General features: G+C 72.1%; 27 protein-coding genes. 24 read left to right on the top strand and 3 right to left on the bottom strand.

Translation table 11 applies throughout. The features are described 5' to 3' along the window. Positions 1-8 precede the first annotated feature (8 nt). The 21 genes from ABZY91_RS01590 to ABZY91_RS01490 all read left to right on the top strand — a co-directional run bounded on the left by ABZY91_RS01590 (position 9) and on the right by ABZY91_RS01490 (position 16,921). A complete protein-coding gene (locus ABZY91_RS01590) occupies positions 9-1,826 on the top strand; it encodes a terminase TerL endonuclease subunit (protein WP_355399014.1) in 1,818 nt (605 codons plus the stop codon). Positions 1,827-1,842: 16 nt separating this feature from the next. Continuing rightward, on the top strand, positions 1,843-2,025 hold the full coding sequence (locus tag ABZY91_RS01585) for a hypothetical protein (protein WP_355399012.1): 183 nt from the start codon (positions 1,843-1,845) through the stop codon (positions 2,023-2,025). A 2-nt stretch (positions 2,026-2,027) separates the two neighbouring features. After that, on the top strand, positions 2,028-4,043 hold the full coding sequence (locus ABZY91_RS01580; protein ID WP_355399010.1) for a phage portal protein: 2,016 nt from the start codon (positions 2,028-2,030) through the stop codon (positions 4,041-4,043). An 11-nt stretch (positions 4,044-4,054) separates the two neighbouring features. Then, the gene (locus tag ABZY91_RS01575; protein WP_355399008.1) at positions 4,055-4,684 is read left to right on the top strand and encodes a hypothetical protein; all 630 of its coding nucleotides are present in this window, start codon (positions 4,055-4,057) and stop codon (positions 4,682-4,684) included. 43 nt (positions 4,685-4,727) lie between these two features. Continuing rightward, positions 4,728-5,948 (top strand): phage major capsid protein, encoded by a 1,221-nt coding sequence (locus ABZY91_RS01570; RefSeq protein ID WP_355399006.1) that lies wholly within the window; start codon positions 4,728-4,730, stop codon positions 5,946-5,948. Between the two features lie 31 nt (positions 5,949-5,979). Then, the gene (locus ABZY91_RS01565; RefSeq protein WP_355399004.1) at positions 5,980-6,369 is read left to right on the top strand and encodes a hypothetical protein; all 390 of its coding nucleotides are present in this window, start codon (positions 5,980-5,982) and stop codon (positions 6,367-6,369) included. A gap of 9 nt (positions 6,370-6,378) precedes the next feature. Beyond that, positions 6,379-6,699: a hypothetical protein gene (locus tag ABZY91_RS01560; RefSeq protein ID WP_355399002.1), complete on the top strand. Its 321-nt coding sequence runs from the start codon at positions 6,379-6,381 to the stop codon at positions 6,697-6,699. Positions 6,700-6,702: 3 nt separating this feature from the next. Then, positions 6,703-7,260: a hypothetical protein gene (locus tag ABZY91_RS01555; RefSeq protein ID WP_355399000.1), complete on the top strand. Its 558-nt coding sequence runs from the start codon at positions 6,703-6,705 to the stop codon at positions 7,258-7,260. Next, positions 7,257-7,592 carry a head-tail adaptor protein gene (locus ABZY91_RS01550; protein ID WP_355398998.1) on the top strand — a complete coding sequence of 112 codons (336 nt, stop codon included), beginning with the start codon at positions 7,257-7,259 and terminating at the stop codon, positions 7,590-7,592. Before ABZY91_RS01555 ends, ABZY91_RS01550 begins: the two co-directional genes overlap by 4 nt. Continuing rightward, on the top strand, positions 7,592-7,927 hold the full coding sequence (locus tag ABZY91_RS01545) for a hypothetical protein (RefSeq protein ID WP_355398996.1): 336 nt from the start codon (positions 7,592-7,594) through the stop codon (positions 7,925-7,927). The genes ABZY91_RS01550 and ABZY91_RS01545 overlap by 1 nt, the downstream gene beginning before the upstream one ends. After that, positions 7,927-8,337: an HK97-gp10 family putative phage morphogenesis protein gene (locus ABZY91_RS01540; protein ID WP_355398994.1), complete on the top strand. Its 411-nt coding sequence runs from the start codon at positions 7,927-7,929 to the stop codon at positions 8,335-8,337. The genes ABZY91_RS01545 and ABZY91_RS01540 overlap by 1 nt, the downstream gene beginning before the upstream one ends. Further along, complete coding sequence (locus tag ABZY91_RS01535) at positions 8,334-8,753, top strand: DUF3168 domain-containing protein (RefSeq protein WP_355398992.1); 420 nt, start codon at positions 8,334-8,336, stop codon at positions 8,751-8,753. The genes ABZY91_RS01540 and ABZY91_RS01535 overlap by 4 nt, the downstream gene beginning before the upstream one ends. 21 nt (positions 8,754-8,774) lie before the next feature. Then, the gene (locus tag ABZY91_RS01530) at positions 8,775-9,188 is read left to right on the top strand and encodes a phage tail tube protein (RefSeq protein ID WP_355398990.1); all 414 of its coding nucleotides are present in this window, start codon (positions 8,775-8,777) and stop codon (positions 9,186-9,188) included. A 40-nt stretch (positions 9,189-9,228) separates the two neighbouring features. Further along, a complete protein-coding gene (locus ABZY91_RS01525; RefSeq protein ID WP_355398988.1) occupies positions 9,229-9,633 on the top strand; it encodes a hypothetical protein in 405 nt (134 codons plus the stop codon). Between the two features lie 20 nt (positions 9,634-9,653). Further along, positions 9,654-9,932, top strand: coding sequence for a hypothetical protein (locus tag ABZY91_RS01520; protein WP_355398986.1), 279 nt, complete (start codon positions 9,654-9,656; stop codon positions 9,930-9,932). Beyond that, on the top strand, positions 9,932-11,893 hold the full coding sequence (locus ABZY91_RS01515; RefSeq protein ID WP_355398984.1) for a hypothetical protein: 1,962 nt from the start codon (positions 9,932-9,934) through the stop codon (positions 11,891-11,893). Before ABZY91_RS01520 ends, ABZY91_RS01515 begins: the two co-directional genes overlap by 1 nt. 13 nt (positions 11,894-11,906) lie before the next feature. Then, positions 11,907-14,621, top strand: a complete 2,715-nt coding sequence (locus ABZY91_RS01510; protein ID WP_355398982.1) for a hypothetical protein — start codon at positions 11,907-11,909, stop codon at positions 14,619-14,621. A gap of 7 nt (positions 14,622-14,628) precedes the next feature. After that, positions 14,629-15,162, top strand: coding sequence for a hypothetical protein (locus ABZY91_RS01505; RefSeq protein WP_355398980.1), 534 nt, complete (start codon positions 14,629-14,631; stop codon positions 15,160-15,162). Between the two features lie 75 nt (positions 15,163-15,237). After that, positions 15,238-16,356: a peptidoglycan-binding protein gene (locus ABZY91_RS01500; RefSeq protein WP_355398978.1), complete on the top strand. Its 1,119-nt coding sequence runs from the start codon at positions 15,238-15,240 to the stop codon at positions 16,354-16,356. Positions 16,357-16,370: 14 nt separating this feature from the next. Further along, positions 16,371-16,595, top strand: a complete 225-nt coding sequence (locus ABZY91_RS01495; protein WP_355398976.1) for a hypothetical protein — start codon at positions 16,371-16,373, stop codon at positions 16,593-16,595. Between the two features lie 29 nt (positions 16,596-16,624). After that, positions 16,625-16,921, top strand: a complete 297-nt coding sequence (locus ABZY91_RS01490) for a hypothetical protein (protein ID WP_355398974.1) — start codon at positions 16,625-16,627, stop codon at positions 16,919-16,921. Positions 16,922-16,968: 47 nt separating this feature from the next. On the opposite strand, the gene ABZY91_RS01485 is transcribed toward ABZY91_RS01490, so the two are convergent. From ABZY91_RS01485 to ABZY91_RS01475, 3 genes are all read right to left on the bottom strand, one after another. After that, positions 16,969-17,199 (bottom strand): hypothetical protein, encoded by a 231-nt coding sequence (locus ABZY91_RS01485; protein ID WP_355398972.1) that lies wholly within the window; start codon positions 17,197-17,199, stop codon positions 16,969-16,971. After that, entirely contained in the window at positions 17,196-17,501 is a 306-nt protein-coding gene (locus ABZY91_RS01480; protein WP_355398970.1) for a hypothetical protein, read from the bottom strand. The genes ABZY91_RS01485 and ABZY91_RS01480 overlap by 4 nt, the downstream gene beginning before the upstream one ends. Positions 17,502-17,934: 433 nt before the next feature. Beyond that, positions 17,935-18,429 (bottom strand): hypothetical protein, encoded by a 495-nt coding sequence (locus ABZY91_RS01475; RefSeq protein WP_355398968.1) that lies wholly within the window; start codon positions 18,427-18,429, stop codon positions 17,935-17,937. Between the two features lie 285 nt (positions 18,430-18,714). Here ABZY91_RS01475 and ABZY91_RS01470 point away from each other — a divergent pair, with 285 nt between their 5' ends. From ABZY91_RS01470 to ABZY91_RS01460, 3 genes are all read left to right on the top strand, one after another. Beyond that, positions 18,715-19,899, top strand: a complete 1,185-nt coding sequence (locus tag ABZY91_RS01470) for a helix-turn-helix transcriptional regulator (protein ID WP_355398966.1) — start codon at positions 18,715-18,717, stop codon at positions 19,897-19,899. A 105-nt stretch (positions 19,900-20,004) separates the two neighbouring features. Beyond that, the gene (locus ABZY91_RS01465) at positions 20,005-20,307 is read left to right on the top strand and encodes a hypothetical protein (RefSeq protein WP_355398964.1); all 303 of its coding nucleotides are present in this window, start codon (positions 20,005-20,007) and stop codon (positions 20,305-20,307) included. Then, entirely contained in the window at positions 20,304-20,462 is a 159-nt protein-coding gene (locus ABZY91_RS01460; RefSeq protein ID WP_355398962.1) for a hypothetical protein, read from the top strand. Before ABZY91_RS01465 ends, ABZY91_RS01460 begins: the two co-directional genes overlap by 4 nt. Positions 20,463-20,668 lie beyond the last annotated feature (206 nt).

The following is a 20,668-nucleotide window of genomic DNA, read 5'->3' as shown; positions in this document are numbered from 1 at the left end:
GAGGGGTGATGGCCGCAACCACCACCCGCCCCGCCACCGCAACGACCAGGCGCCCGACCTCTGCCCGACCGCGCCGCCGCACGCTGCGCCCCGACCCCAACCGGCGCTGGCGTCCGGCCTCGCGCAAGGGCGGGGTGTGCGGCTACACCCTCGACGGCAAGACCTGCGGCAAGCGCGGCACCCACTACTGCGAGCCGCGCGCCGACCGCGTCGTTGCTTTCTTTGCCGAGCTGCTCGTCCACCCCGCCGGCGCCCTCGCCAACACGAGGTTCGTGCTGGCGCCGTGGCAGGAGTGGGAGATCGTTCGGCCGTTGTTCGGAGAAGTGCACTGGTCGGCCCAGTGGGGCCGGTACGTGCGCCGCTACACCCGCGCGAGCCTGGTCATGGCGAGGAAGAACGGCAAGAGCGCGCTCCTGTCGGGGATCCTGCTGTACCTCCTCGTCGGCGACGGCGAGGAGTCGGCCGAGGTCTACGGCGCCGCCGCCAACACCCGCCAGGCGGCGAAGGTGTTCGAGCCGTGCGTCAAGATGGTTCGCAAGTCACCGGTCCTGGCCCGGCGGCTCCAGCACATCAGGAACGCCCGCCGCCTGGTCGACGAGCAGACCGGCTCCCACTACGAGGTCATCCCGAGCGACGCCGACGTCGAACTCGGCCACTCCCCGCACGCGTTCTGCCTGGACGAGGTTCTCTCGCAGCCGGACGGCTCGCTGTGGGAGGCGATGTCGACGGCGACCGGCGCGCGCACGCAGCCTCTGCTGCTGGCCATCACGACCGAGACGAAGGACGGCGCCAGCTTCGGCTCGGAGTTCATCGACGAGGCCGACCGCGTCCTCGAAGACCCCACCCGGGCGCCGCACCACTTCGTGTTCGTCCGCAAGACCCCCCGCACCCAGGACGAGCTGGACCGGCTGCACCGGCTGTTCCCCGGCCGGCCGGACCTGCCCGTCTCCCTCGACCCCTGGGACGAGGCCAACTGGTACTGGGCCAACCCCGCACTCGGCAGCTTCCTGAGCCTGGCCGCCCTGCGCCAGGACGCCGCCGAGGCCAAGCTCAAGCCCTCCGTAGAGAACGGGTTTCGGCAGTTCCGCCTCAATCAGCGCGTGAGCCTGACCTCGCGGTGGATCCACATGGACCTCTGGAACTCTCGCGTGGGCGAGGCCGGGCCCGCGCCGGGCCCGGACTGGATCGCCGAGCTCCTCGCCGGACAGCGCTGTTGGGCGGGCCTCGACCTCTCCTCCAAGCTGGACATGACCGCCTTCGCGCTGGTCTTCCCCGGCGGTGAGGTCTCCTGGCGGTTCTGGATCCCCGAGTCCGTCGTGCCCGTTCTCGACGAGCACACCGGCGGCCTGTTCGGCGAGTGGTGCGACGACGGGTGGGTCACCACCACCGAGGGCGACACCATCGACTACGACCGGATCTACGACGACATCGAGGCCGACCACCGCCGCTACGGCATCGTCGACATCACCTACGACAAGTGGAGCGGGGAGCCGGTCCGGCAGGAGATCGTCAAACGCACCCGGCTGCGGATGGTGGAGTCCGACACCACCTACCTGCGGATGACGCCGCCCATGGCCGAGCTGGAACGCCGCCTGAAGGCGAACGAGCTCGTCCACTTCGGCAACCCGGTCGCCCGGTGGATGGCCGACGTCGTCGAGTGCAAACGGCCGCGGGACGACCCGGACCGGATGCGCCCGGTCAAGCCGGACCGGTCCAAGACCGGCCGCCGCATCGACGGCATCCCCGCCGTCCTCTTCGCCCTGGACGGCGCGCTGCGCGGCATGCCCGCCCCGTCCGTGTACGAGACCCGAGGCATGTCGGGCTGATCTGAAAGGAGGGCTGATGGACGTGGACCGGTGGGACCTGTTCGCCCTGCTCGGTGTCGTGATGATCGGCGCCGGCCTGGCCCTGATCGACCCTTGGCTCGGCGTCGCCGCCGGTGTCCTGCTCTTGGCGGCCGGCCTCGTCGGCGGCATCCGGGCGGGCCGTGCCGACCGCGCCGCCGACCGGAAGGGGGAGAGCTGACCATGGGACTGATTCGCTCCGCCGCCCGCGCCTGGGCCGCCCGCTCGTCCTCGCTCGCCACCCCGGAACGCTGGGTCGAGGACTGGTTCTCCGGCGGCGCCAGTACCGCCGGCGTCCGCGTCACCCCCGAAACCGCCCTCCACTACTCCGGTTTCTTCGCGGGCGTCCGGGTCATCGCCGAGGACGTCGGCAGCCTGCCCCTGCACCTCTACGAGCGCCTGCCCCGCGGCAAGGCCCGCGCCCGCGGGCACTCCCTCTACGAGGTGCTCCGCCACCAGGCGAACCCGATGATGTCCTCCCAGCAGCTGCGCGAGACCCTCCAGGGACACGCCATCACCTGGGGCGACGGCGTCGCCCAACTCGTCACCCACCCCCGCACCGGCGCCATCGAGGAGATCTGGCCGCTACGGCCGGACCGCCTGCGGATCAAGTGCAGGCGCATGACCGGCGGCCGGTTCGAGCGGGTGTTCCAGTACCGCGACCCGGTCAACGGGATCGAGGCGACCCTCATGCAGGACGAGGTACTGCATGTCCCCGGCCTCGGGTTCGACGGGGTGCGCGGGTACCCGATCGTCGAGTACGCCGCCAACGCCATCGGCCTGGGCCTGGCCACCGAGGCCCACGGCAGCAAGGTCTTCAGCAACGGGTCGGCACCGGGCGGCGCCCTCTCCCACCCGGGCGTCCTGTCACCGGAGGCCCGGGCCCGGATGGCCGCCGACTGGGAGGCCATCCACCGGACCATCGACAACGCGCACCGGGTCGCCATCCTGGAGGAGGGCGTGCAGTGGACGAGCGTCGGCATGCCCAACGACTCCGCCCAGTTCCTTGAGACTCGCAAGCTTCAAGTCACCGAGATGGCAAGGTGGTTGAGGCTCCCCTCGCACAAGATCAACGATCTTGAGCGCGCTACTTTCAGCAACATCGAACAGCAGCAGATCGACTACGTCGCCTCCGCGCTGCGCACGTGGCTTTCGCGCTGGGAACAGGCGATCTACACCCAGCTCCTCACCCGCGAGGAACGGGCGAGGTACTTCGCCGAGCACCTGGTCGACGCCCTGCTCCGCGGTGACACCGTCGCCCGGTACCAGGCGTACGCGGTCGGCCGGCAGTGGGGATGGCTGTCCGCGAACGACGTCCGGGAGAAGGAGAACGAGAACCCGATCCCGGGCGGGGACTCCTACCTCGTGCCGCTCAACATGGTGCCCGCCGACCCGGCCGCCGCACCCGGGCGGGCCGCCGGCCGCCGCGCGCGCACCGCCCGGTCGGCCACCGCCCGCCAGCGGATCGCCGCGGCGTACGCCCCGAGGATCGAGGCCGCGGACGCCGCACTCGTCGAGCTGGAGACTGAACGCGTCAGTGCTCTGGCCGCCGAGCACCTGCCCGCCCCCGACGAGGACGGCGACCGCTCGGCGCCCGGCCGGGCACGGTCGGTACTCGCCTTCCTGGCCGCGATCCGCGCCCTGTACGAGGGCGAGATCACCGAGGCCACCATGGCCGCCTGGCTGCCGATCTTCTCCGCCCTGGCCGAGGACATCGCCGAGGAGGCCGCGAAGGAAGTCGACGGCGACGGACCGGTCGACCTCGGCACCTGGGTGCGCGCCTACACCGCCGGCCACGCCGCCTACCGCGCATCCTCCTCGATCGGTCAGCTCCGCAAGGCCGTCGAGGGGACGCCGCCCGACCCGGCGGCCGAGGTCGCCGCCCGCCTCGCCAAATGGGCCGCCGAGAGGCCCGGGCAGCTATCGAAGTGGCAGACCTCCCAGTTGCCGAACGCGGCGGCCCGCGAGGTGTGGCGCGAGCACGGCGTCGAGCGCCTGGTCTGGAGCACCAGCGGCTCCAGCGACTGCCCGTTCTGCGAACGCATGGACGGCCGCACCACCGAGATCAGCGAGCCGTTCGCGGCCGCCGGCAGCACCGTCGCCGGCGAGGACGACGACGCGCCGAAACTCCCCGTCCACCGCGACCTCCACCACCCGCCCCTCCACCCGGGGTGCGACTGCCAGATGGACCCCGACTGAGAGGACCGACCATGACGCGCGTCTACCTGCGCGGCTACGCGCTGCGCGCCGCCGACGCCCCCGCCGACGGCCCGGTGCCGTTCGTCCTGGCCACCGAGGGCCGCAAGGCGGACGGCCTGGACCTGCGGATGGCCGGCCTCGACCTGGAGCGCTACCGGGCCAACCCGGTGCTCGGCTACGGGCACTCCTACTGGGGCCGCGACAGCCTGCCGATCGGCCGTGTGGAGAACGCCCGGCCGGCCGACAACCGCCTCCTCGGGGATCTGGTCTTCGACCCCGAGGACCCGTTCGCCGTCACCGTCGAACGCAAGATCCGGGGCGGGTTCCTGAACGCGGTGAGCGTCGGGTTCGACGCCCACGACATCGGCACCGACGGGGTACCGGCCCGCTGGGAGCTGTTCGAGACCAGCGTCGTCCCGCTGCCGATGGACCCCGACGCCGTCCAGGACGCCGACGGCCGCGCCCTCGCCCGTGCCCTCGGCGGCCTGCGCGCCGGCAAGGTCCTGTCCGCGAAGAACAAGACCCTGGTCCAGGCCGCCGTCGACGCGCTCACCGCGCTCATGGACGCCGCCGCCGACGAGAGCGCGGCCACCGAGCAGGCCGCCGACGACCCCATGCGCCGCGCCCGCCTGCGGCTCTGACCCACCCCACCCGGCACCACCCCCCGCGAGAAAGAAGCGAAGCATGCCCGACAGCATCCGGGACCTCCGGCAGCGCCGCACCGCACTCGGCGCCCAGGCCCAGGCCATCATGGACTCCGCCCGCACCGCCGGCCGCCCCATGACCGGCGAGGAGGAGCAGTCCTTCGACCGCCTCCTCGACGAACGCGACCAGGTCGACGGCACCATCACCCGCGCCGAGCGCCTGCGCGAGGACGACCGCACCGCCGCCGAACGCGACGCCGAGGACGGCCACACCGGCACCCGCGCGCCCCAGGCCGAGCAGCAGGAGGCCGCGTTCCGCGGCTACCTGTCCGGCGGCCGCGCCTCCCTGACCCCCGAACAGGCACGCGCCCTGGTCATGGGCTCCGACCCCGAGGGCGGATTCCTCGTCGCCCCACAGCAGTTCGTCGCCCAGCTCATCCAGAGCATCGACGACGCCGTCGACATCCGCCGCCTGGCCACCGTCCAGCAGATCACCCAGGCCGAATCCCTGGGCGTGCCGACCCTGGACACCGACCTCGGCGACGCCGAGTGGACGTCCGAGGTCGCCACCGGATCCCAGGACGACAGCCTCAGGTTCGGCAAGCGCGAGCTGCGCCCGAACCCTCTGGCGAAGCGCGCACTGATCTCGCGCACCCTGATGCGCCGCGCGACCATCAGCCCCGAGGCCCTCGTCCGCGAGCGACTCGCGCAGAAGTTCGCCGTGTCCGCCGAGAAGGGATACATGACCGGCGACGGCAACAAGAAGCCCCTCGGCCTGTTCACCGCCAGCGCGGACGGGATCCCCACCTCACGCGACGTCTCCACCGGCGCCGCCACCGGATTCACCGGCGACGGCCTCATCGACGCCAAGTACGCGCTGAAGAGCGCCTACCACAAGAAGGCGCAGTGGCTGTTCCACCGCGACGGGATCAAGCTGATCCGCAAGCTGAGGGACGACAGCGGCGGCGCCGGCGTCGGCAACTACATCTGGCAGGCCGGCCTCTCCGCCGACCGCCCGGACACCATCCTCGACCTGCCCTACCTGGTCAACGAGTTCGTTCCGAACACCTTCACCACCGGCCAGTACGTCGGCATGCTCGGCGACTTCTCCTACTACTGGATCGCCGACGCCCTCGCCCTGGAGGTCCAGCGCCTGGTCGAGCTCTACGCCGAGACCAACAAGATCGGCTTCATCGGCCGCCTGGAGACCGACGGCATGCCGGTCAAGCCCGAGGCATTCATCCGCCTCAAGACCGCCTGACCGCCCCCAACTCTGAGCAGGGAGACCCCAGATGAGGACCGACCTCGTCAGCCACCTCGACCCCGCGGTCAGCCTGGCCCCCGCCGCCCGCACCGCCAGCGCCAACGGCACCGGCGTGGACCTCGCCAACTACGACGCCGCCGCCGTCCTGATCAACGCCGGCACCTGGACCGACGGGAGCCACACCTTCGAGATCCAGGAGTCGGACGCCTCCGGCTCCGGCTACACCGCCGTACCGGACGCCTACCTGTCCGGCGCCGAACCCGTCGTCTCCAGCGCCCCGACCGCCTCCCAGATCTACAAGATCGGCTACCTCGGGATCAAGCGGTACCTGCGCATCATCACCACCGTGACCGGCACCACCACCGGCGCCGTCTACTCCGCCACCGTCGTACGCGGCAAGCCCCGCGTGAAGCCGTAGGGAGCACCCGTGGCCACGATCACCATGCTCACCCTCTCCGCCTCACCGGAGGGAGTCCTGGACCAGGGCAAGACCTACGACGTCCCCGGCGACGTCGCCCGAGCCCGCGCCCAGGAACTCGTCGAGGGCGGCTACGCCCTCCTCAACGACGTCCCGCCGAAGGCCGCGAAGACGCCGCCGCCCCCGCCGGCCGCGTCCTCACCGCTGGAGAAGGCGACCGTCGAGCAGCTGCTCGCCTACGCCGCCGAGAACGACCTCGACCTCGGCGGCGCCACGAAACGGGCCGACATCCTCGCCGCAATCAAGACCGCCGAGACCGGCGGGAGCTAGGCCGTGCCGTACGCCACCGCCGAGGAGCTCCGCCTCCTCGTCCGCCCGAACGGCACCCCGTTCACGGCGGACGAGGAGGCCCAGGCCGACCTCCTCCTCGACCTCGCCGCCGGCGCCATCGAGGCGGAGACCGGCCAGGCCCTGGAACTCGGCACCGACACCGTCCTCCTCGACGCCGACGGCGGCCGGACCCTGATCCTGCCGCGCTGGCCCGTCACCGCCGTCACCGCCGTCACCCTCACCGAGGACGGCACCACCCTCACCCACGGCCCCACCGGCTACACCTGGTCCGCCGCCGGCCTCCTCTACCGCGCCGCCACCTGCTGGCCCCGCGGCCCCCGCGCCGTCGACATCACCTACACCGCCGGCCACGCCCCCATCCCCCGCGGCGTACGCGGCATCGCGCTGCGCCTGGCCAAGGCCGCGATGCTGACGCCCGGCGTCCTCTCTCAGGAAACGCTCGGCGACCACTCCGTCATCTACGCCTCACCCGAGGACGCCGGCATGGTGCTGACCGCGGCCGACCGGCGGACCCTGGGCGCCTACCTGGCCCGCACATGATCGGCGTCCGGCACCACCTGAACCGCGTGCTGGAGGTCTGGCGTCCGACTGCCGTACCGGACGGCCTCGGGGGCCAGCACACCGTCCGCACCCGGGTCGGCGAGGTCCGCGCGAAGGTCGACCAGCCGTCGGCCGCAGACCGCGCCCTCGCCGCCCAGTCCGGATCCCGTCACACCCACACCGTCTACCTGGAGCCCGACGCTGCCGTCGCCCGCCTCGACGAGCTGCGCGGCGACGGCCAGCACCTGCTCGTCCACCACGTCACCGGCCCGTCCTTGCCGAACTACCGGCGCGCGGAGGCCGAGCTCACCCAGACCGAAGGGCACCCCTGATGGCCGCTCTCCCCGTCACCGTCGCGCCGATCGCCGGCGGTGTCTCCCTGACCGACAACCTCGTCGCCGCGGCGGCCGGCGGCGACACCGCGCCGACCGGCCCGGGCCGGTTCCTCGTCGTGAAGAACGGCGATGCCTCCCCCCACACCGTGACGATCGCCACCCCGGGCACCGTCGTCGGCCTGGGCGTCGCGGACGCGACCGTCGTCGTCCCCGCCGGGAAGCTCTCGATGATTCCCCTCGCCCGGGTGTTCGCCGGTACCGCCGGACGCGCGGCCATCACCTACGACGCCGTCACCACGGTGACCGTCGGGGTGTTCGAGCTGGGGACCTGATGGCCCGCGGCCGCCGCCCGCCCGCCGGAGGGGGCGCCCGCAGCGGGCTCACCGTCCAGGTCCACGGACTGGAGCGTCTGGTGGAGCGGCTGCGGGAGATGCCGGACGAGATCCAGACCGTGATGCGACGCGTCGTCCGCGAGAGCGCGATCGACGTGCAGCGCGAGACCCTCCTCAACGTCCGCAAGGACACCGGGAAGCTCCAGCGCACCCTCGACATCCGCTACACCAACGACGGGCTGAAGGCCGAGGTGGGTTGGTTCGAGCGCGACTCCTTCTACGCCGCGTTCCAGGAGTTCGGCACCAAGTCGATTCCGGCCCGTCCCGCGCTCGGCCCGGCGATCGAGGGCGAACGCAACCGGATCCGCGACCGGCTGATCGCCGAGCTGAACCAGGCCCTCGGAGAGTGAGCGCCACGGCCCCGATGGGCCCGGTCCAGGCCGCCGTCTACGCCGCGCTCACCGCGGACGAGCAGCTGCTCGCCCTGGCGAGCGGCGTCTACGACTACGTCCCCGAGGGCACCGCGTACCCGTACGTCGTGATCGGCGAGGCCATCGAGACACCGGACAACCGCCTCGGAGGGTTCGGCCGGCAGACCGTCCTGACCCTGCACATCTGGTCGCAGTACCGCGGCCACCACCAGGGCCAGGCGGTCGGCGCCCGGGTGATGGCCGTGCTCGACCACCAGCCGCTCGCCATCGACGGCCTGGACCACGTCAGCACGCACTACGAGATGGGCCAGACCCTCACCGACCCGGAACCCCCCGGCGACATCCGGCACCTGGTCCACCGCTACCGCATCAAGACCGAGCAGCCCACCGGCTGATCCGACCACCAGGAGGTACCCGTGTCCGCCATCGACGGATTCGGCACCAAGCTCAAGCGGGGCGACGGCGGGTCGCCCCAGAACTTCACCGAGATCGGCGAGATCACCCAGGTCGGCGGCCCGTCGCTGTCACGCGAGACCTACGAGTCCACCACCCACGGCAGCCCGTTCGGTTGGCGGACCTTCATCGGCGGCCTCAAGGACGGCGGCGAGGTGTCCGCCGACGTCAACTACGACCCGTCCGTCCACGACATCCTCGCCGCCGACTTCGAGGACAAGGACCCGCGCGACTACCAGCTCGTGTTCCCCGACCCGGAGACCACCACCTGGACGTTCGAGGCGATCCTCACCGGCCTGGAGTCGTCCGCCCCGTTCGACGACAAGCTGACGGCCACGCTGGGCTGGAAGGTCTCCGGCAAGCCCACCCTTGGCTGAACCCCCATCCACCACCCCATCTGTATCGAGGAGGAGCGCCATGGCGCTGCTGAGCAAGGCCCAGATCAAGCAGGCATCCGACATCAAGGTCGAGGACGTCGACGTCCCGGAGTGGGGCGGCACCGTGCGCGTGCGGGGTCTGACCGGCGCCGAGCGGGAGTCCTGGGAGCAGGCGCAGATGGTTGCCGGCCCGAACGGGACCCGGGTCCAGCGTCCCGGCCTGACCGACCAGCGGGCCCGGCTCCTCGTGCGCTGCGTGGTCGACGAGGCTGGCGAGCTGATGTTCGACGAGAGCGACATCAAGGACCTGAACGCCAAGGCGTCGGCGGCCCTCGACCGGCTGGTCGACGTCGCGCGCCGTCTGTCCCGGCTCGGCGCCAACGCGGCGGAGGAGGCCCGGGGAAACTCCGGGGCCGCCCCGAGCGGCTCTTCTACCACCGACTAGCCCTCGCCCTCGGCTGCACGGTGGCCGAGCTCCTCGACCGGATCAGCTCGGCCGAGCTCACCGACTGGATCGCTTACGAGCGTCTCACCGGCCCGATCGGGGCCGAGCGCGGCGACGTCCTGCATGGCGTCCTCGCCGCCGTCGTCCACAACTCGGCGTCCAAGCGGAAGCGCGAACCGAAGGACTTCATCCCGCGCTGGGCCGGTAAGACCCGGCAGACCTGGCAAGAGATGCTCACCGTCGTCCGGGCCGCGAACGCCGCCCTGGGTGGCACCGACCACACCCGAGGGGAGGGCTGATGGCCACCCTGGAGGAGCTACAGGTGGCGGTGTCCCTGGACGCCCCCGGTCTGACACAGGACGCCCAGCGTGCCGCAGGCGGCGTCGAGTCGGCGCTCGGTGGCATCGCGGCCGCCGGCGCCGGCCTCGCCGTCGGCGGCGCGTTCGCCATGGCGCTCGGCTCCGCCATGGACATCTCCTCAGCCACCACCGACCTCCAGAACCAGCTCGGCCTCACCCCGGAGTACGCGGCGAAGGCGGCCACACAGGCCGGCGAGGTCTTCAGCGACGGGTTCGGCGGGTCGCTGGAGGAGGTCCAAGGCGCCCTCGTCGCAGTCCGCAACGGCGTCGACGTCCTCGGCGACGCCACCGACGCCCAGATCGACCAGATGACCAAGTCCGCGCTGGGCCTCGCCAAAACGTTCGAGTACGACGTCGGTGAATCCACCCACGCCGTCGGCAACATGATCAAGCTCGGCCTGGTCAAGAACGGCGAGGAGGGATTCGACCTCCTCGCCGCCGCCGCGCAGAAGATGGGCCCCCAACTGCGCGAGGAGCTACCGGCGTTGACGTCGGAGTACGGCGAGTTCTTCAAGCAGCTCGGGTTCGACGGGCCCGCCATGTTCGGCATCCTGAGCCAGGCCGCACAGCAGCCCGGGTTCGAGCTGGACAAGCTCGGCGACGCCCTCAAAGAATTCAGCCTGCGGCTGGCCGACACCGACGCCGTCAAGGAACCCCTCAAGGGGTTGGGCCTGGACGTCCTGGAGATCCAGAAGCTCATCAACACCGGGCACGGAACCCAGGCATTCGACCAGGTCACCCAGGCCCTCAAGGAAGTCGAAGACCAGACCACCCGCACGGCGGCCCAAGCCGCGCTCTTCGGCGGCCCAGGTGAGGACATGGGCAACAACCTGCTCACCCTCGACGCCGGGGCCGCGGCCGCGGCCGGGGGCCTGGAGGACGCGGCTGGCGCGGCCAAAAAGATCACGGACAACATGGCCGCCTCACCCGCGCAGCAGTGGGACTCGGTGATGCGGACCCTGTCCACCACCCTGGGGCAGACCCTCGCGCCGGCCCTCGGCTGGGTATCCGGGTTCCTCAAGGACAACCCGGACCTGATCAACGCCGTGACCCCCGTGGTCTTGGCGCTGGTCGCCGCGCTGGCCATCTGGGCCGCGGTCCAGTGGGTCCTGAACAGCGCGCTGCTGGCCAACCCCATGACGTGGATCGTGCTCGGGATCGTGGCGCTGGTCGCCGCGATCGTGGTGATCGCCACCAAGACGACGTGGTTCCAGACCCTGTGGGAGGGGGCGATGGACGGGCTGACGGCCGCCTGGAGTTGGACGTGGAACCTTCTGAAAGCGGGCTGGGACCTGCTCCTCAACCTGTTCATGAACTGGACCGGCCCCGGGCTGATCATCAAACACTGGGACACGATCAAGGCCGCGTTCTCCACGGCGATCGCCTGGGTGTCCGGCACCGTCAAGTCCGGGATCAGCATGGTGTCCGGCTGGTTCGACGCCTTGGGCGACCTGCCGGGCAAGGTTACCGGCTGGTTCTCCGGCATCGGAGACAAGATCGCCTCCCCGTTCAAGGCGGGGTTCAACTCGGTTGCCCGGTTCTGGAACTCGACGGTCGGCGGGTTCTCCTTCTCAATCCCGCCGTGGGTGCCCGGCGTCGGCGGCAAGAGCTGGTCGATTCCGGACATCCCGATGCTCGCGGCCGGCGGCATCGTGCCCTCCACCCCGGGCGGCATGCTCGCCCTGGTCGGCGAGGGCCGCGAGGACGAGGCCGTCATGCCGCTGTCCCACCTCGACGCGATGCTCGCCTCCGTCGCCGGCACCGTTCGCTCCGGCGGCGACAGCGGCCCCGCCCGCGTCGTCCTCGACGTCACCGGCGCCGACGGAATGTTCAAGCGGCTCCTTCAGCACATGGTCCGCACCACCGCCGGCGGCAGCGTCCAGCGCGCCCTCGGCCGATGAGAGAGGAGGCCCGGTGCCCGACATCCAGGCCGAGCTCCAGCTCGGCGGCGTGTGGACGGACGTCACCGCGGACGTCCGCAGGATCGACCCGATCGAGATCACCCGCGGCCGGTCCGACGAGGGGGCCCGCATCGACCCGTCCACGTGCGTGATCGCCCTCGACAACCGCAGCGGCCGCTACTCGCCGCGCAACCCTGCGGGCCCCTACTACGGGCTCATCGGGCGCAACACCCCACTCCGGCTCTCCGTCACCAGCCCCGAGCTGGGCACGCCGCCGACCTACCTCGACGTGCCCGGCCCGGGGAGCGGGGCCAGCACCCCCGACACGGCCGCCCTCGACATCACCGGTGACCTGGACGTGCGGATCGACTGCACCGTGTACAACGCCGGGTGGATCGAGCTCGCCGCGAAATACAACTTTCCGGCCAACCAGCGATCGTGGCAGTTGAGCCTCACCGAGGGCCGCCCGGCGCTGCGGTGGTCCGTCGACGGGGTGGCCGTCATCGAGCGCACCGCGCCCGTGGCCGTGCCGGTCCCGGCGTCCGGCCGGGTCGCCGTCCGCGCCGACCTCGACGTCGACGACGGCGCGGGCGGACACACCGTCACGTTCTGGACCGCGCCGACGCTGGCCGGCCCCTGGACCCAGCACGGCGACCCGATCACCGGGTCCGGCACCACCAGCATCTACGCCTCCACCGCCCCCCTCGTCCTCGGCGACAACCTGACGCAGACCCTCGCCGGGCTGGTCGGCCGCGTCCACGGCGCAGAGGTCCGCGCGGGGATCGGCGGCACCCTGGTGGCCTCGCCCAACTTCACCGCCCAGGCCCCCGGCACCAGCTCGTTCGTCGACGCGGCCGGCCGGACCTGGACCCTCTACGGCGACGCCACCATCCCCGCCACGCGGTGGACCAGGTTCGCCGGCGAGATCTCGTCGTGGCCACCACGCCGGGACCTCTCCGGCCAGCTGGCCTGGGTACCGGTCGAGGCCGCCGGCATCAAACGCCGACTCGGCCAGGGCACCGACCCCCTCTCCTCGACCCTGCGCCGCTCCCTCGCCACCTCAGACGCCGTGGCGTACTGGCCGCTGGAGGACGCCCGCGGCTCCACACAGGCGTACTCCCCGCTGCCCGGCGTCCAGCCGCTACGCGCGCGCGGCCTCGCCTTCGCCGCCGACGACGGGCCCACCGGATCCCTGCCTCTCCCACGGGTGTCCGCCGATGCCACCCTGATCGGGCCGATCCCCCAGTCCGCCGCCCTCGACGACGGGTGGCGGATCGAGATGGTCTACTACCTGCCCGCACTGGCCGCGGCCGGTACCTACCCGGACCTCCTGCGGATCGCCAGCACCGGCCACGTCGTCCTGTGGACGATCAGCGTCGACGCCGGATTCATGGTGGTCTACGGCACCGACGCGGACGGCACGATCGTCGTCAACACCGGCGACGTGCCGGGCGCCGCCGCGGGTGGGTGGGCCCGCCTGCGGCTGGAGGTCCGGCAGGTCGGCGGCGACACCGAGTGGACCCTGACGTGGTTCCAGATCGGGGCGAGCGACGGGGGGTTCCTGAGCGGCTCCCACACCGGCGACATCGGCCGACCGACGGCCGTCGACACCCAGTTCGAGGCGGTCCTGGGCGACATGCAGCTCGGGCACCTGAGCGTCATGCCCGCCACCGCCCCGGACCGGTACGCCGGCGCCGACCACGGCTACGAGGGCGACCGGCCGACGCAGCGGATCACGCGGCTGTGCCGGGAGGAGGGCGTGCCGGCCACCGTCGTCGGCCGGGTCGACGACCAGGTCGCCCTCGGACCCCAGCAGGCGGCGCCGCTGCTCGACCTGCTGGAGGAGGTAGCCGACGTCGACCTCGGCTACCTGACCGAGAGCAGGGACACCGTGGCCCTGCACTACCGGCCGGCGTACCTCAGCTACAACCAGCCCCCGGCCCTCGTCCTCGACTACACCGCGCCCGGCGTCGCCGCGCCGCTGGAACCCACCGACGACGACCAGGCCGTCCGCAACGACATCACCGTCACCCGCCGCGGCGGGTCCGCGGCCCGCGCGACGGCGACCACCGGGCCCCTGTCCGTCCTGCCCCCGCCCGCCGGCGTCGGCCGCTACCCGGACACCCCCGAGCTCAACCTCTACCGTGACTCCCAGCTGGCCGACGCCGCGGCGTGGAGGCTGCACCTCGGCACCTGGGACGCGGCCCGCTACCCGGTGGTCCGCGTCGACCTCGCCGCCGCGCCCCACCTGATCGCCGCAGCCACGGCCGTGGACATCGGAGACCTCATCCGCCTCACCGGCCTGCCGCTCACCGACGGGCCCGGCGAGGTCGACCTCATCGTCCAGGGGGCCACCGAGCTCATCGGCCCGGGCCCCGGTTGGATGTTGCAGTTCGCCTGCACCCCGGCCGGCCCCTGGGCGGTCGCGACGCTGGACGACCTGGTCGTCGGCCGCGCGGACACCACCGGCAGCTATCTCGACGCCGACGCCGACGAGACCGCGACCAGCCTGTCGATCGCCACCACCGCCGGGCCCGTGTGGACGACCGACCCGGCCGAGCTCCCGTACGACCTCGACATCGACGGCGAGCGGGTCACCGTCACCGCGATGTCCGGGACCACCAGCCCGCAGACCGCCACCGTCACCCGATCCGTCAACGGCGTCGTCAAGACGCTCGCGGCCGAGGCCCGGGTGCGGTTGGGGGATCCCGCCATCCTCGCCCTGTAGGGGGACCATGACCACGTACCCGGCCTGGCAGGCCGGCCAGCGCATCACCGCCGGACGGCTCCGCAGCGGCCAACCCGACTGGACCAGCAAACCCAGCGACGAGCCCATCGCGTCATCCACCACGCTCCAGGCCGACGACCACCTCACCAGCCCCGTCCTGGGCGGCAGCGCCTACACCTTCCTCGCCCAACTGTTCATCGGGTCCGGATCCTCGGACGCCGACATCCGGGTCGCCTTCGACTTCCCCGCCGGCAGCGTGTGCCACTTCGGCGGCACGGGCGCCCACCCTGGCGCCCTCACCAGCGGCACCAGCGGCGTCGTCGACTTCTTCCCGATGCGCGCCGCCGCACCGGGCGGCGGCGGTGACACCTTCCTCGCTTTCGGCATCAGCAGCGCGTTCAACACCTGGGTCCGGATCGAGGGAACCCTCGCCGCCGCCGCGGACGGCGACCTCACCCTGATGTGGGCCCAGAACGCGCCCGATGCCACCGAGACCCGTGTCCTCGCCGGGTCGTCGATGGAGGTCCGCCGCCGCAGCTGACTGACCCCCGCACACCCGATGTCCCTCGCCCCCGTGCCGACCGGCCGGGGGCTCTCCCATGCCCAGGAGGCACCCATGGCCTGGTACGAGGCCGCCGAGAAGATGGAGCTCCAACCCGAGTCGGACGATCAGCCGGCGATCACGCCGACGCAGGCGCTCTTCCACAGCGTCGCGGCACCGTGGACGCCGCGGCGGATGTACGAGTACTGGCGGGACTCCACCCGCCTGGAGTCGCACTTCGGGGTCGGCTACGACGGCTCGGTCGGTCAGTTCGTCGGCACCGAGACCCGCGCCGACGCCAACATGCACGCGAACCGCCGCGCCGACGGCACCGGCGCCGTGAGCATCGAGACGGCGAGCGACGAGACCGCGAGCGACCCGTGGACCGACGCCCAGATCGCCGCCCTCATCGCCCTCGGGGTCTGGCTTCACCAGCGGCACGGCATCCCCCTGCGCGTCTGCCCGGCCTGGGACGCGCCCGGGTTCGGAGTGCACCGGATGTTCCCCGAGTGGTCGGACGGCGGCACCATCTGCCCCGGCCCCCGCCGGCTCCAGCAGTTCCACGACGTCGTGATGCCCGGCATCATCGCGGCCGCGACCGGCACCACCCCGCCGCCGGCGCCCGAGCAGCCCGCCGAGCAGACCCCCGCCCGCTACCGCGCCACCATCGGCGGCCTGGAGTACGGCTACGGCGCGTACGGCCCGCACGTCCAGGAGGTCGGCGAAGCCCTCGTCCGCCAGGGCTTCGGCCGGCACTACCAGGTCGGCCCCGACCAGGGCTGGAGAGACCCGGACACCCTCAACTACCAGGCGTACCAGCAGAGCCTCGGGTACACCGGCGACGCCGCGGACGGCGTCCCCGGCATCGTGACCCTGCGACTCCTGCTCGGCCACCTGCCCGGCCCGCAGACCGTCTCCCTCGCCCACATCGTCGCCGCCGCGCGCACCGACCCCGGCGCAGCGCAGGGCCACCAGACGTACGGGGCCGAGGTCCTGGTCGTCGAACAGGCGCTGGCGGACGAGGGGTTCCTCGAACAGCGCTGGGCCGACGGATCGTTCGGCACCCGCACCGTCGCCGCGTACGCCGCCTACCAGCGCCACCTCGGCTACACCGGGACCGCGGCGGACGGCATCCCCGGCCGCGCCAGCCTGGAACGCCTGGGCGCCCGCCGCCACTTCATCGTCACCGACTGATCGAGGAGATCAACATGTCCACGAACCAGTGGTTGGACCTGGCCGAGCGCACCGGAGCGACCGCGGGCGAGGCCGGCCTCGCCTACGCCATCGTGCAGATGAACGGGCTGCCCGGGTGGTGGGTGCCGGTCCTGATACCGGCACTGGCCGCGGCGAAGTCGTGGTGCGCGCGGTTCGTCGGCCGCCCCGGGACCGCGTCCCTGCTGTCGACCCGCCGTGACCCGGCGAGCCGCGAGTGACCAGCCCGGCCCCGGACCCTCTCACGACTATGGCGGTCAATCTGGCGGAGATCCGGGGCGAGTTGAACACTGGCCTGGCAGAAATCAACGGGACCTTGCGGCTGCTTCAGCAGTCCGACCGCCACACGGGGCAAACCCTTGCCGAGCACGGCGCCACCCTTACGGACCACGAGCGGCGCATCGTCGACGCCGAGCGGGCCCGGGCCGCCGCCGAGGAGGTCCGGCAGTCGGACCGGCGGCGGGTGCAGGTGGTGGCGGCGGTCGTCGGCATCGCCTCGGGGATTCTGACTGCTCTGGTCACTGCGCTGGCGATCATCCGACCGTGAAGCACCGCGCCCCCGTCCTCCTTCGGGAGGGCGGGGGCGCTTCGTCGTCAGCTCAGGTCGGTGCGGGCACCCTGGCCGGGGCGGCGGGCGGCGGCGGCACGGACGACAGCGGCCCGGTACTGCGCGCGGGGCTGTCCGCGCCCGTTCAGCCGGGTGTACTCCGCCGGGCTGATTCCGAGGCGCCGTAGGGCTGTCGCGACTCCGCTGGGGGCGATGCCGAGGTGGGCGGCGACCTGGGCGGCGGTCCAGAGTTCGGGGGCGTCCGGTGTGCTGGTCATTCGGTCTCGTCGGTGCCAGCCGTGAGGACCGCGCGGATGGTCTGCGCGGCGTCGTCGGTGATGGTGACCCAGTGGTCGATGTCGAGGTCGTGGGGGTTGCTCTGGACCAGGTCGGGGCGCTGGGGGCGTTGACTGAGGATGACGGCGTCCTCGCCGTCGATGCCGACGATGTCGGCGAGGAGGGCGTGGATGGCGGCGTGGGCGTCGCTCCGGCTCGTGCCGGTGGCGTCGGTGATCTCGTCGAGGAGGTCGTAGCAGGGGAGGGCGCGGCCGGTGTTGAGGCTGGCGATTTCGGTGGGCATGGGCTCCTCCGTCGGTGCGGTGGTGACTGCCTGACATTCACAACTTTGACATAGCTATGTCGAAGTCTGCAAGAGACATGGCGCCACATCACCCGATCGAGTGGCGGACTCGCGCGAACCCCCCAACGACCGCTACTGTTACCGCCGTTGGACCTGCTCCTCGCCCTACGCGGGGATGACCCGCGGACTATCCCGGGGATGATCCTGCTCCCCGCGCCTGCGGGGGTGCTCCAAGCGTGGTCAGCTTGCCAGCTGCCGCAACACCTCTGCTCCCCGCCTGTGCGGGGTTGTTCCACCTCGGCCCCGCCCTGGCGGGGATGGCTCGGACCCGCCTACGCGGGCAACGAAGCGCCCCGCTCTCCTTGGAGGGCGGGGCGCTTCAACGTGTGCGGTCACCACTGAAGCGGCTACCCCCAGGACGCCGGCGGGCTGATCAGAAGTTGGGGCAGATGTGCGCCCGGACGGCGGCCAGGATTGCCGTACTCTTCACGTCCCCGAAGCCCTCCGGGTGCCCGGCGCTGGTAAAACGCTTGCCCGTCAGCTCTACGAGCTTCGTCTGGTCCCTCGGGTACTGCGCCACTGAGCTGCACTGGCTTCGGCCGCGGCTGACTGCCCTGTCGGGCTTGCCATCTACGATCTCCGGGTCGATCGCGGTAAGCGCCGCGATGTACCGCGTCTGGGTGATCGTGTCGGGCGTTGGCGGGAGCCCGCCCGAACCGGTCGGCGCGGCGGCCGTCGTCCCGGCCGGGGCAGGCGCCTGGGACGCGGCAGGCTCCGGCGCAGCCGTGCTGGGCGCCGACGAGGTCGGCTGCGTCGGCGCAGCGGCCGGAACGGTGATCTTCGCGTCGGTGCTCGCGGTGCTGGAGCAGGCCGTCAGCCCGGCGAGTAGGCCGGCTGTGAGCACGGCTGTGGCGGTACGGGTGCGCATGATCCCCCCAGGGACAGTGATGTGGTGAAGGGGACCATACCTGTCAGGGTGCCTCGCGCGGGCGGTTGAGGAAGAAGAGGAAACACGACCTTCCAGACCGTCCCATCGGACCGCGCTCGTGGGTGCAGAACCGCCCCGGGAGGGTGGCGCGCTTCGTCGTGTGCGGTCACTGCTGGGGCGGCAGGTCAACGGCGGCGGGCCCCTACCAGGGACCCGCCGCCGTTGACATCCCCGCCACCTACAGCGGGTATCGTCCGCAGAGGCTGCCACGGAACGGAGACCAGTATGCCCCCGCACACCTCTGAGCACACCGGGGAACGCATCGCCCGGTACAGGAAGTTGCGCCGCCTCACCCAGAGAGAGTTGGCCGCGCGCGCCAGCATCTCGTACAGCATGATCGCCAAAGTCGAGCAGGGCGCGAAACCCAGCACGCCGGCTGTGATCGCCGCGGTCGCGCGCGCCCTCTCGGTCCAGACGATTGATCTCACCGGCCAGCCGTACCTCGCCGAGCTGCAGGCTGACGAGCTGGACGGCCTGATCCACCCGATCCGGGAGGCTCTCGACTGCTACGACCTGGGTGCCGACCCGGAGATCACGCCCCGGTCCGTCACCGCCCTCGCGGCGGAGGCCGACCGGCTGTGCGCGCTCGTGCGGGACACCCGGCTGCGGGATGCCGCCCGCGCGCTGCCCGCGCTGATCGAGGAGGTGACGACCGCCGCGCACGCGGCGCCCTCCGATGAGGCGTGGCGGGTCCTGGCGAGCACGTACCGCACCGCCTACGACGTCACGTCGAAACTCGGATTCCCGGACCTGTGCGTTGTTGCCCTGGACCGGATGGCGTGGGCCGCCGACCGCGCGTCGGACCCGATCCTCGCCGGGGTCCGGCAGTACCTGCGGAGCCTGGTCTACCTGCGCGCCGGTGCATACCGCATGGGCCAGCGGCTGGTGACCGTCGGCATGTCGACCCTGGCCGAGGCCGACGCCGACCGCGTCCGCGATGTGACGACGGGCCAACTGCACCTCGGCGCGGCCGTGCTGGCTGCTCGGTCGGGAGACCGTGACACGGCGGCCAGCCACATCTCGGAGGCACGGCGGCTGGCCGAGTCGACGGGTGAGGCCGGCAAGGTGCACTGGCTCAGCTTCGGTCCGACGAACGTATCGGTCCACGAGGTCGCGGTCCTGTCCGAGCAGTGCCAGTACGCGGAGGCCGTGCAGGCCGCGCAGGGGGTGGCGATCCCTGAGGGCTGGGCGGTGTCGCGGGCGTCCGCGCACCTGGCGGAGGTCGCCCGGGCCCAGCTGTGGATAGGGCGCCCGGAGGCGTCTCTCCGCACGCTGCAGACGGCGCGGGAGCTGGCGCCGCAGCAGATGCGGTACCACCCCATGGTGCGAGAGACCGTCACTGGGCTGGTCTCCGCGCACCGGTCGACGCCGGGCAGCCTGTCCAACCTCGCGCACTGGGTAGGAATCTGACGATCACACAGGGGCCCCGAACTATCACCAAAGAGTGATAGTTCGGGGCCCCTCGCGCGCCGACACTCTGAGTATCGGGACACCTACACCGATCGAGGAGAGCTGATGGCCACCCCCCACCACACGGCACCCCCGACCCGCCACACCCCCCAGGACACCGAGCGTCGACAGCACATCATGTCCGCCGCGTCCGGGGCCCTCGGCGACTCCGTCCGCGTCGTCGCCCCCCGCTCCACCGAGGCACTGCTCAGCCAGGGCCAGCGCGACGGCCGCGAGTGCGTCGGATGCGGCAGCACCACCGGGCCGTTCACCCCCTGCGGACACGTCAACGACGACGGCCTCACCTACGCCGTCGTCACCTGCCCCTCGTGCCCGCGGCACGCCGCCAGCCTGGTGGCGCACCAGTGATCGGGGCGTGGCCGACGCCGGCCGGGCCCGCCTGGGACGCCGCTGTCCGCAGCGTCGAGGAGATGGTCGTGCAGAGCCGCCGTCGGCGTGAGGCCCAGCAGGACCGCGAGCGCCCGCAGCAGCACGTCCGTCGTACCGCCAGCACCTCCCGGTGAGCCTCGTGGGCGGGCCCCCGCCCGAGACCGAGCCTCAGGATGAGCTGGGGATCTGCCCGGTGTGCCGGGCGTGGGTCCGGGGCCCGTGGCTGGCGGACCTCACCGCCTTCACCTCGCTCGTCCTGCACTGCCCGCCGCCGACCGCCGATCACCCGGACACGTGACGGCCTCGCCACCCTGCTGATCATCTCCACCTTCCACCGCTA

This window comes from Kitasatospora sp. NPDC002965 (genome assembly GCF_040611255.1).
Lineage (GTDB): Bacteria > Actinomycetota > Actinomycetes > Streptomycetales > Streptomycetaceae > Kitasatospora.
This window is presented reverse-complemented; position numbering and strand designations above follow the sequence as displayed.

What these genes read in the sequence shown, in the direction of transcription:
- ABZY91_RS01475 (WP_355398968.1), bottom strand. Translation starts at nt 18,429, where the DNA reads ATGCGCACCCGTACCGCCACAGCCGTGCTCACAGCCGGCCTACTCGCC.
- ABZY91_RS01545 (WP_355398996.1), top strand. Translation starts at nt 7,592, where the DNA reads ATGGCCGCTCTCCCCGTCACCGTCGCGCCGATCGCCGGCGGTGTCTCC.
- ABZY91_RS01550 (WP_355398998.1), top strand. Translation starts at nt 7,257, where the DNA reads ATGATCGGCGTCCGGCACCACCTGAACCGCGTGCTGGAGGTCTGGCGT.
- ABZY91_RS01570 (WP_355399006.1), top strand. Translation starts at nt 4,728, where the DNA reads ATGCCCGACAGCATCCGGGACCTCCGGCAGCGCCGCACCGCACTCGGC.
- ABZY91_RS01580 (WP_355399010.1), top strand. Translation starts at nt 2,028, where the DNA reads ATGGGACTGATTCGCTCCGCCGCCCGCGCCTGGGCCGCCCGCTCGTCC.
- ABZY91_RS01590 (WP_355399014.1), top strand. Translation starts at nt 9, where the DNA reads ATGGCCGCAACCACCACCCGCCCCGCCACCGCAACGACCAGGCGCCCG.
- ABZY91_RS01525 (WP_355398988.1), top strand. Translation starts at nt 9,229, where the DNA reads ATGGCGCTGCTGAGCAAGGCCCAGATCAAGCAGGCATCCGACATCAAG.
- ABZY91_RS01500 (WP_355398978.1), top strand. Translation starts at nt 15,238, where the DNA reads ATGGCCTGGTACGAGGCCGCCGAGAAGATGGAGCTCCAACCCGAGTCG.
- ABZY91_RS01575 (WP_355399008.1), top strand. Translation starts at nt 4,055, where the DNA reads ATGACGCGCGTCTACCTGCGCGGCTACGCGCTGCGCGCCGCCGACGCC.
- ABZY91_RS01585 (WP_355399012.1), top strand. Translation starts at nt 1,843, where the DNA reads ATGGACGTGGACCGGTGGGACCTGTTCGCCCTGCTCGGTGTCGTGATG.
- ABZY91_RS01540 (WP_355398994.1), top strand. Translation starts at nt 7,927, where the DNA reads ATGGCCCGCGGCCGCCGCCCGCCCGCCGGAGGGGGCGCCCGCAGCGGG.
- ABZY91_RS01485 (WP_355398972.1), bottom strand. Translation starts at nt 17,199, where the DNA reads ATGACCAGCACACCGGACGCCCCCGAACTCTGGACCGCCGCCCAGGTC.
- ABZY91_RS01465 (WP_355398964.1), top strand. Translation starts at nt 20,005, where the DNA reads ATGGCCACCCCCCACCACACGGCACCCCCGACCCGCCACACCCCCCAG.
- ABZY91_RS01515 (WP_355398984.1), top strand. Translation starts at nt 9,932, where the DNA reads ATGGCCACCCTGGAGGAGCTACAGGTGGCGGTGTCCCTGGACGCCCCC.
- ABZY91_RS01480 (WP_355398970.1), bottom strand. Translation starts at nt 17,501, where the DNA reads ATGCCCACCGAAATCGCCAGCCTCAACACCGGCCGCGCCCTCCCCTGC.
- ABZY91_RS01490 (WP_355398974.1), top strand. Translation starts at nt 16,625, where the DNA reads ATGGCGGTCAATCTGGCGGAGATCCGGGGCGAGTTGAACACTGGCCTG.
- ABZY91_RS01495 (WP_355398976.1), top strand. Translation starts at nt 16,371, where the DNA reads ATGTCCACGAACCAGTGGTTGGACCTGGCCGAGCGCACCGGAGCGACC.
- ABZY91_RS01505 (WP_355398980.1), top strand. Translation starts at nt 14,629, where the DNA reads ATGACCACGTACCCGGCCTGGCAGGCCGGCCAGCGCATCACCGCCGGA.
- ABZY91_RS01470 (WP_355398966.1), top strand. Translation starts at nt 18,715, where the DNA reads ATGCCCCCGCACACCTCTGAGCACACCGGGGAACGCATCGCCCGGTAC.
- ABZY91_RS01565 (WP_355399004.1), top strand. Translation starts at nt 5,980, where the DNA reads ATGAGGACCGACCTCGTCAGCCACCTCGACCCCGCGGTCAGCCTGGCC.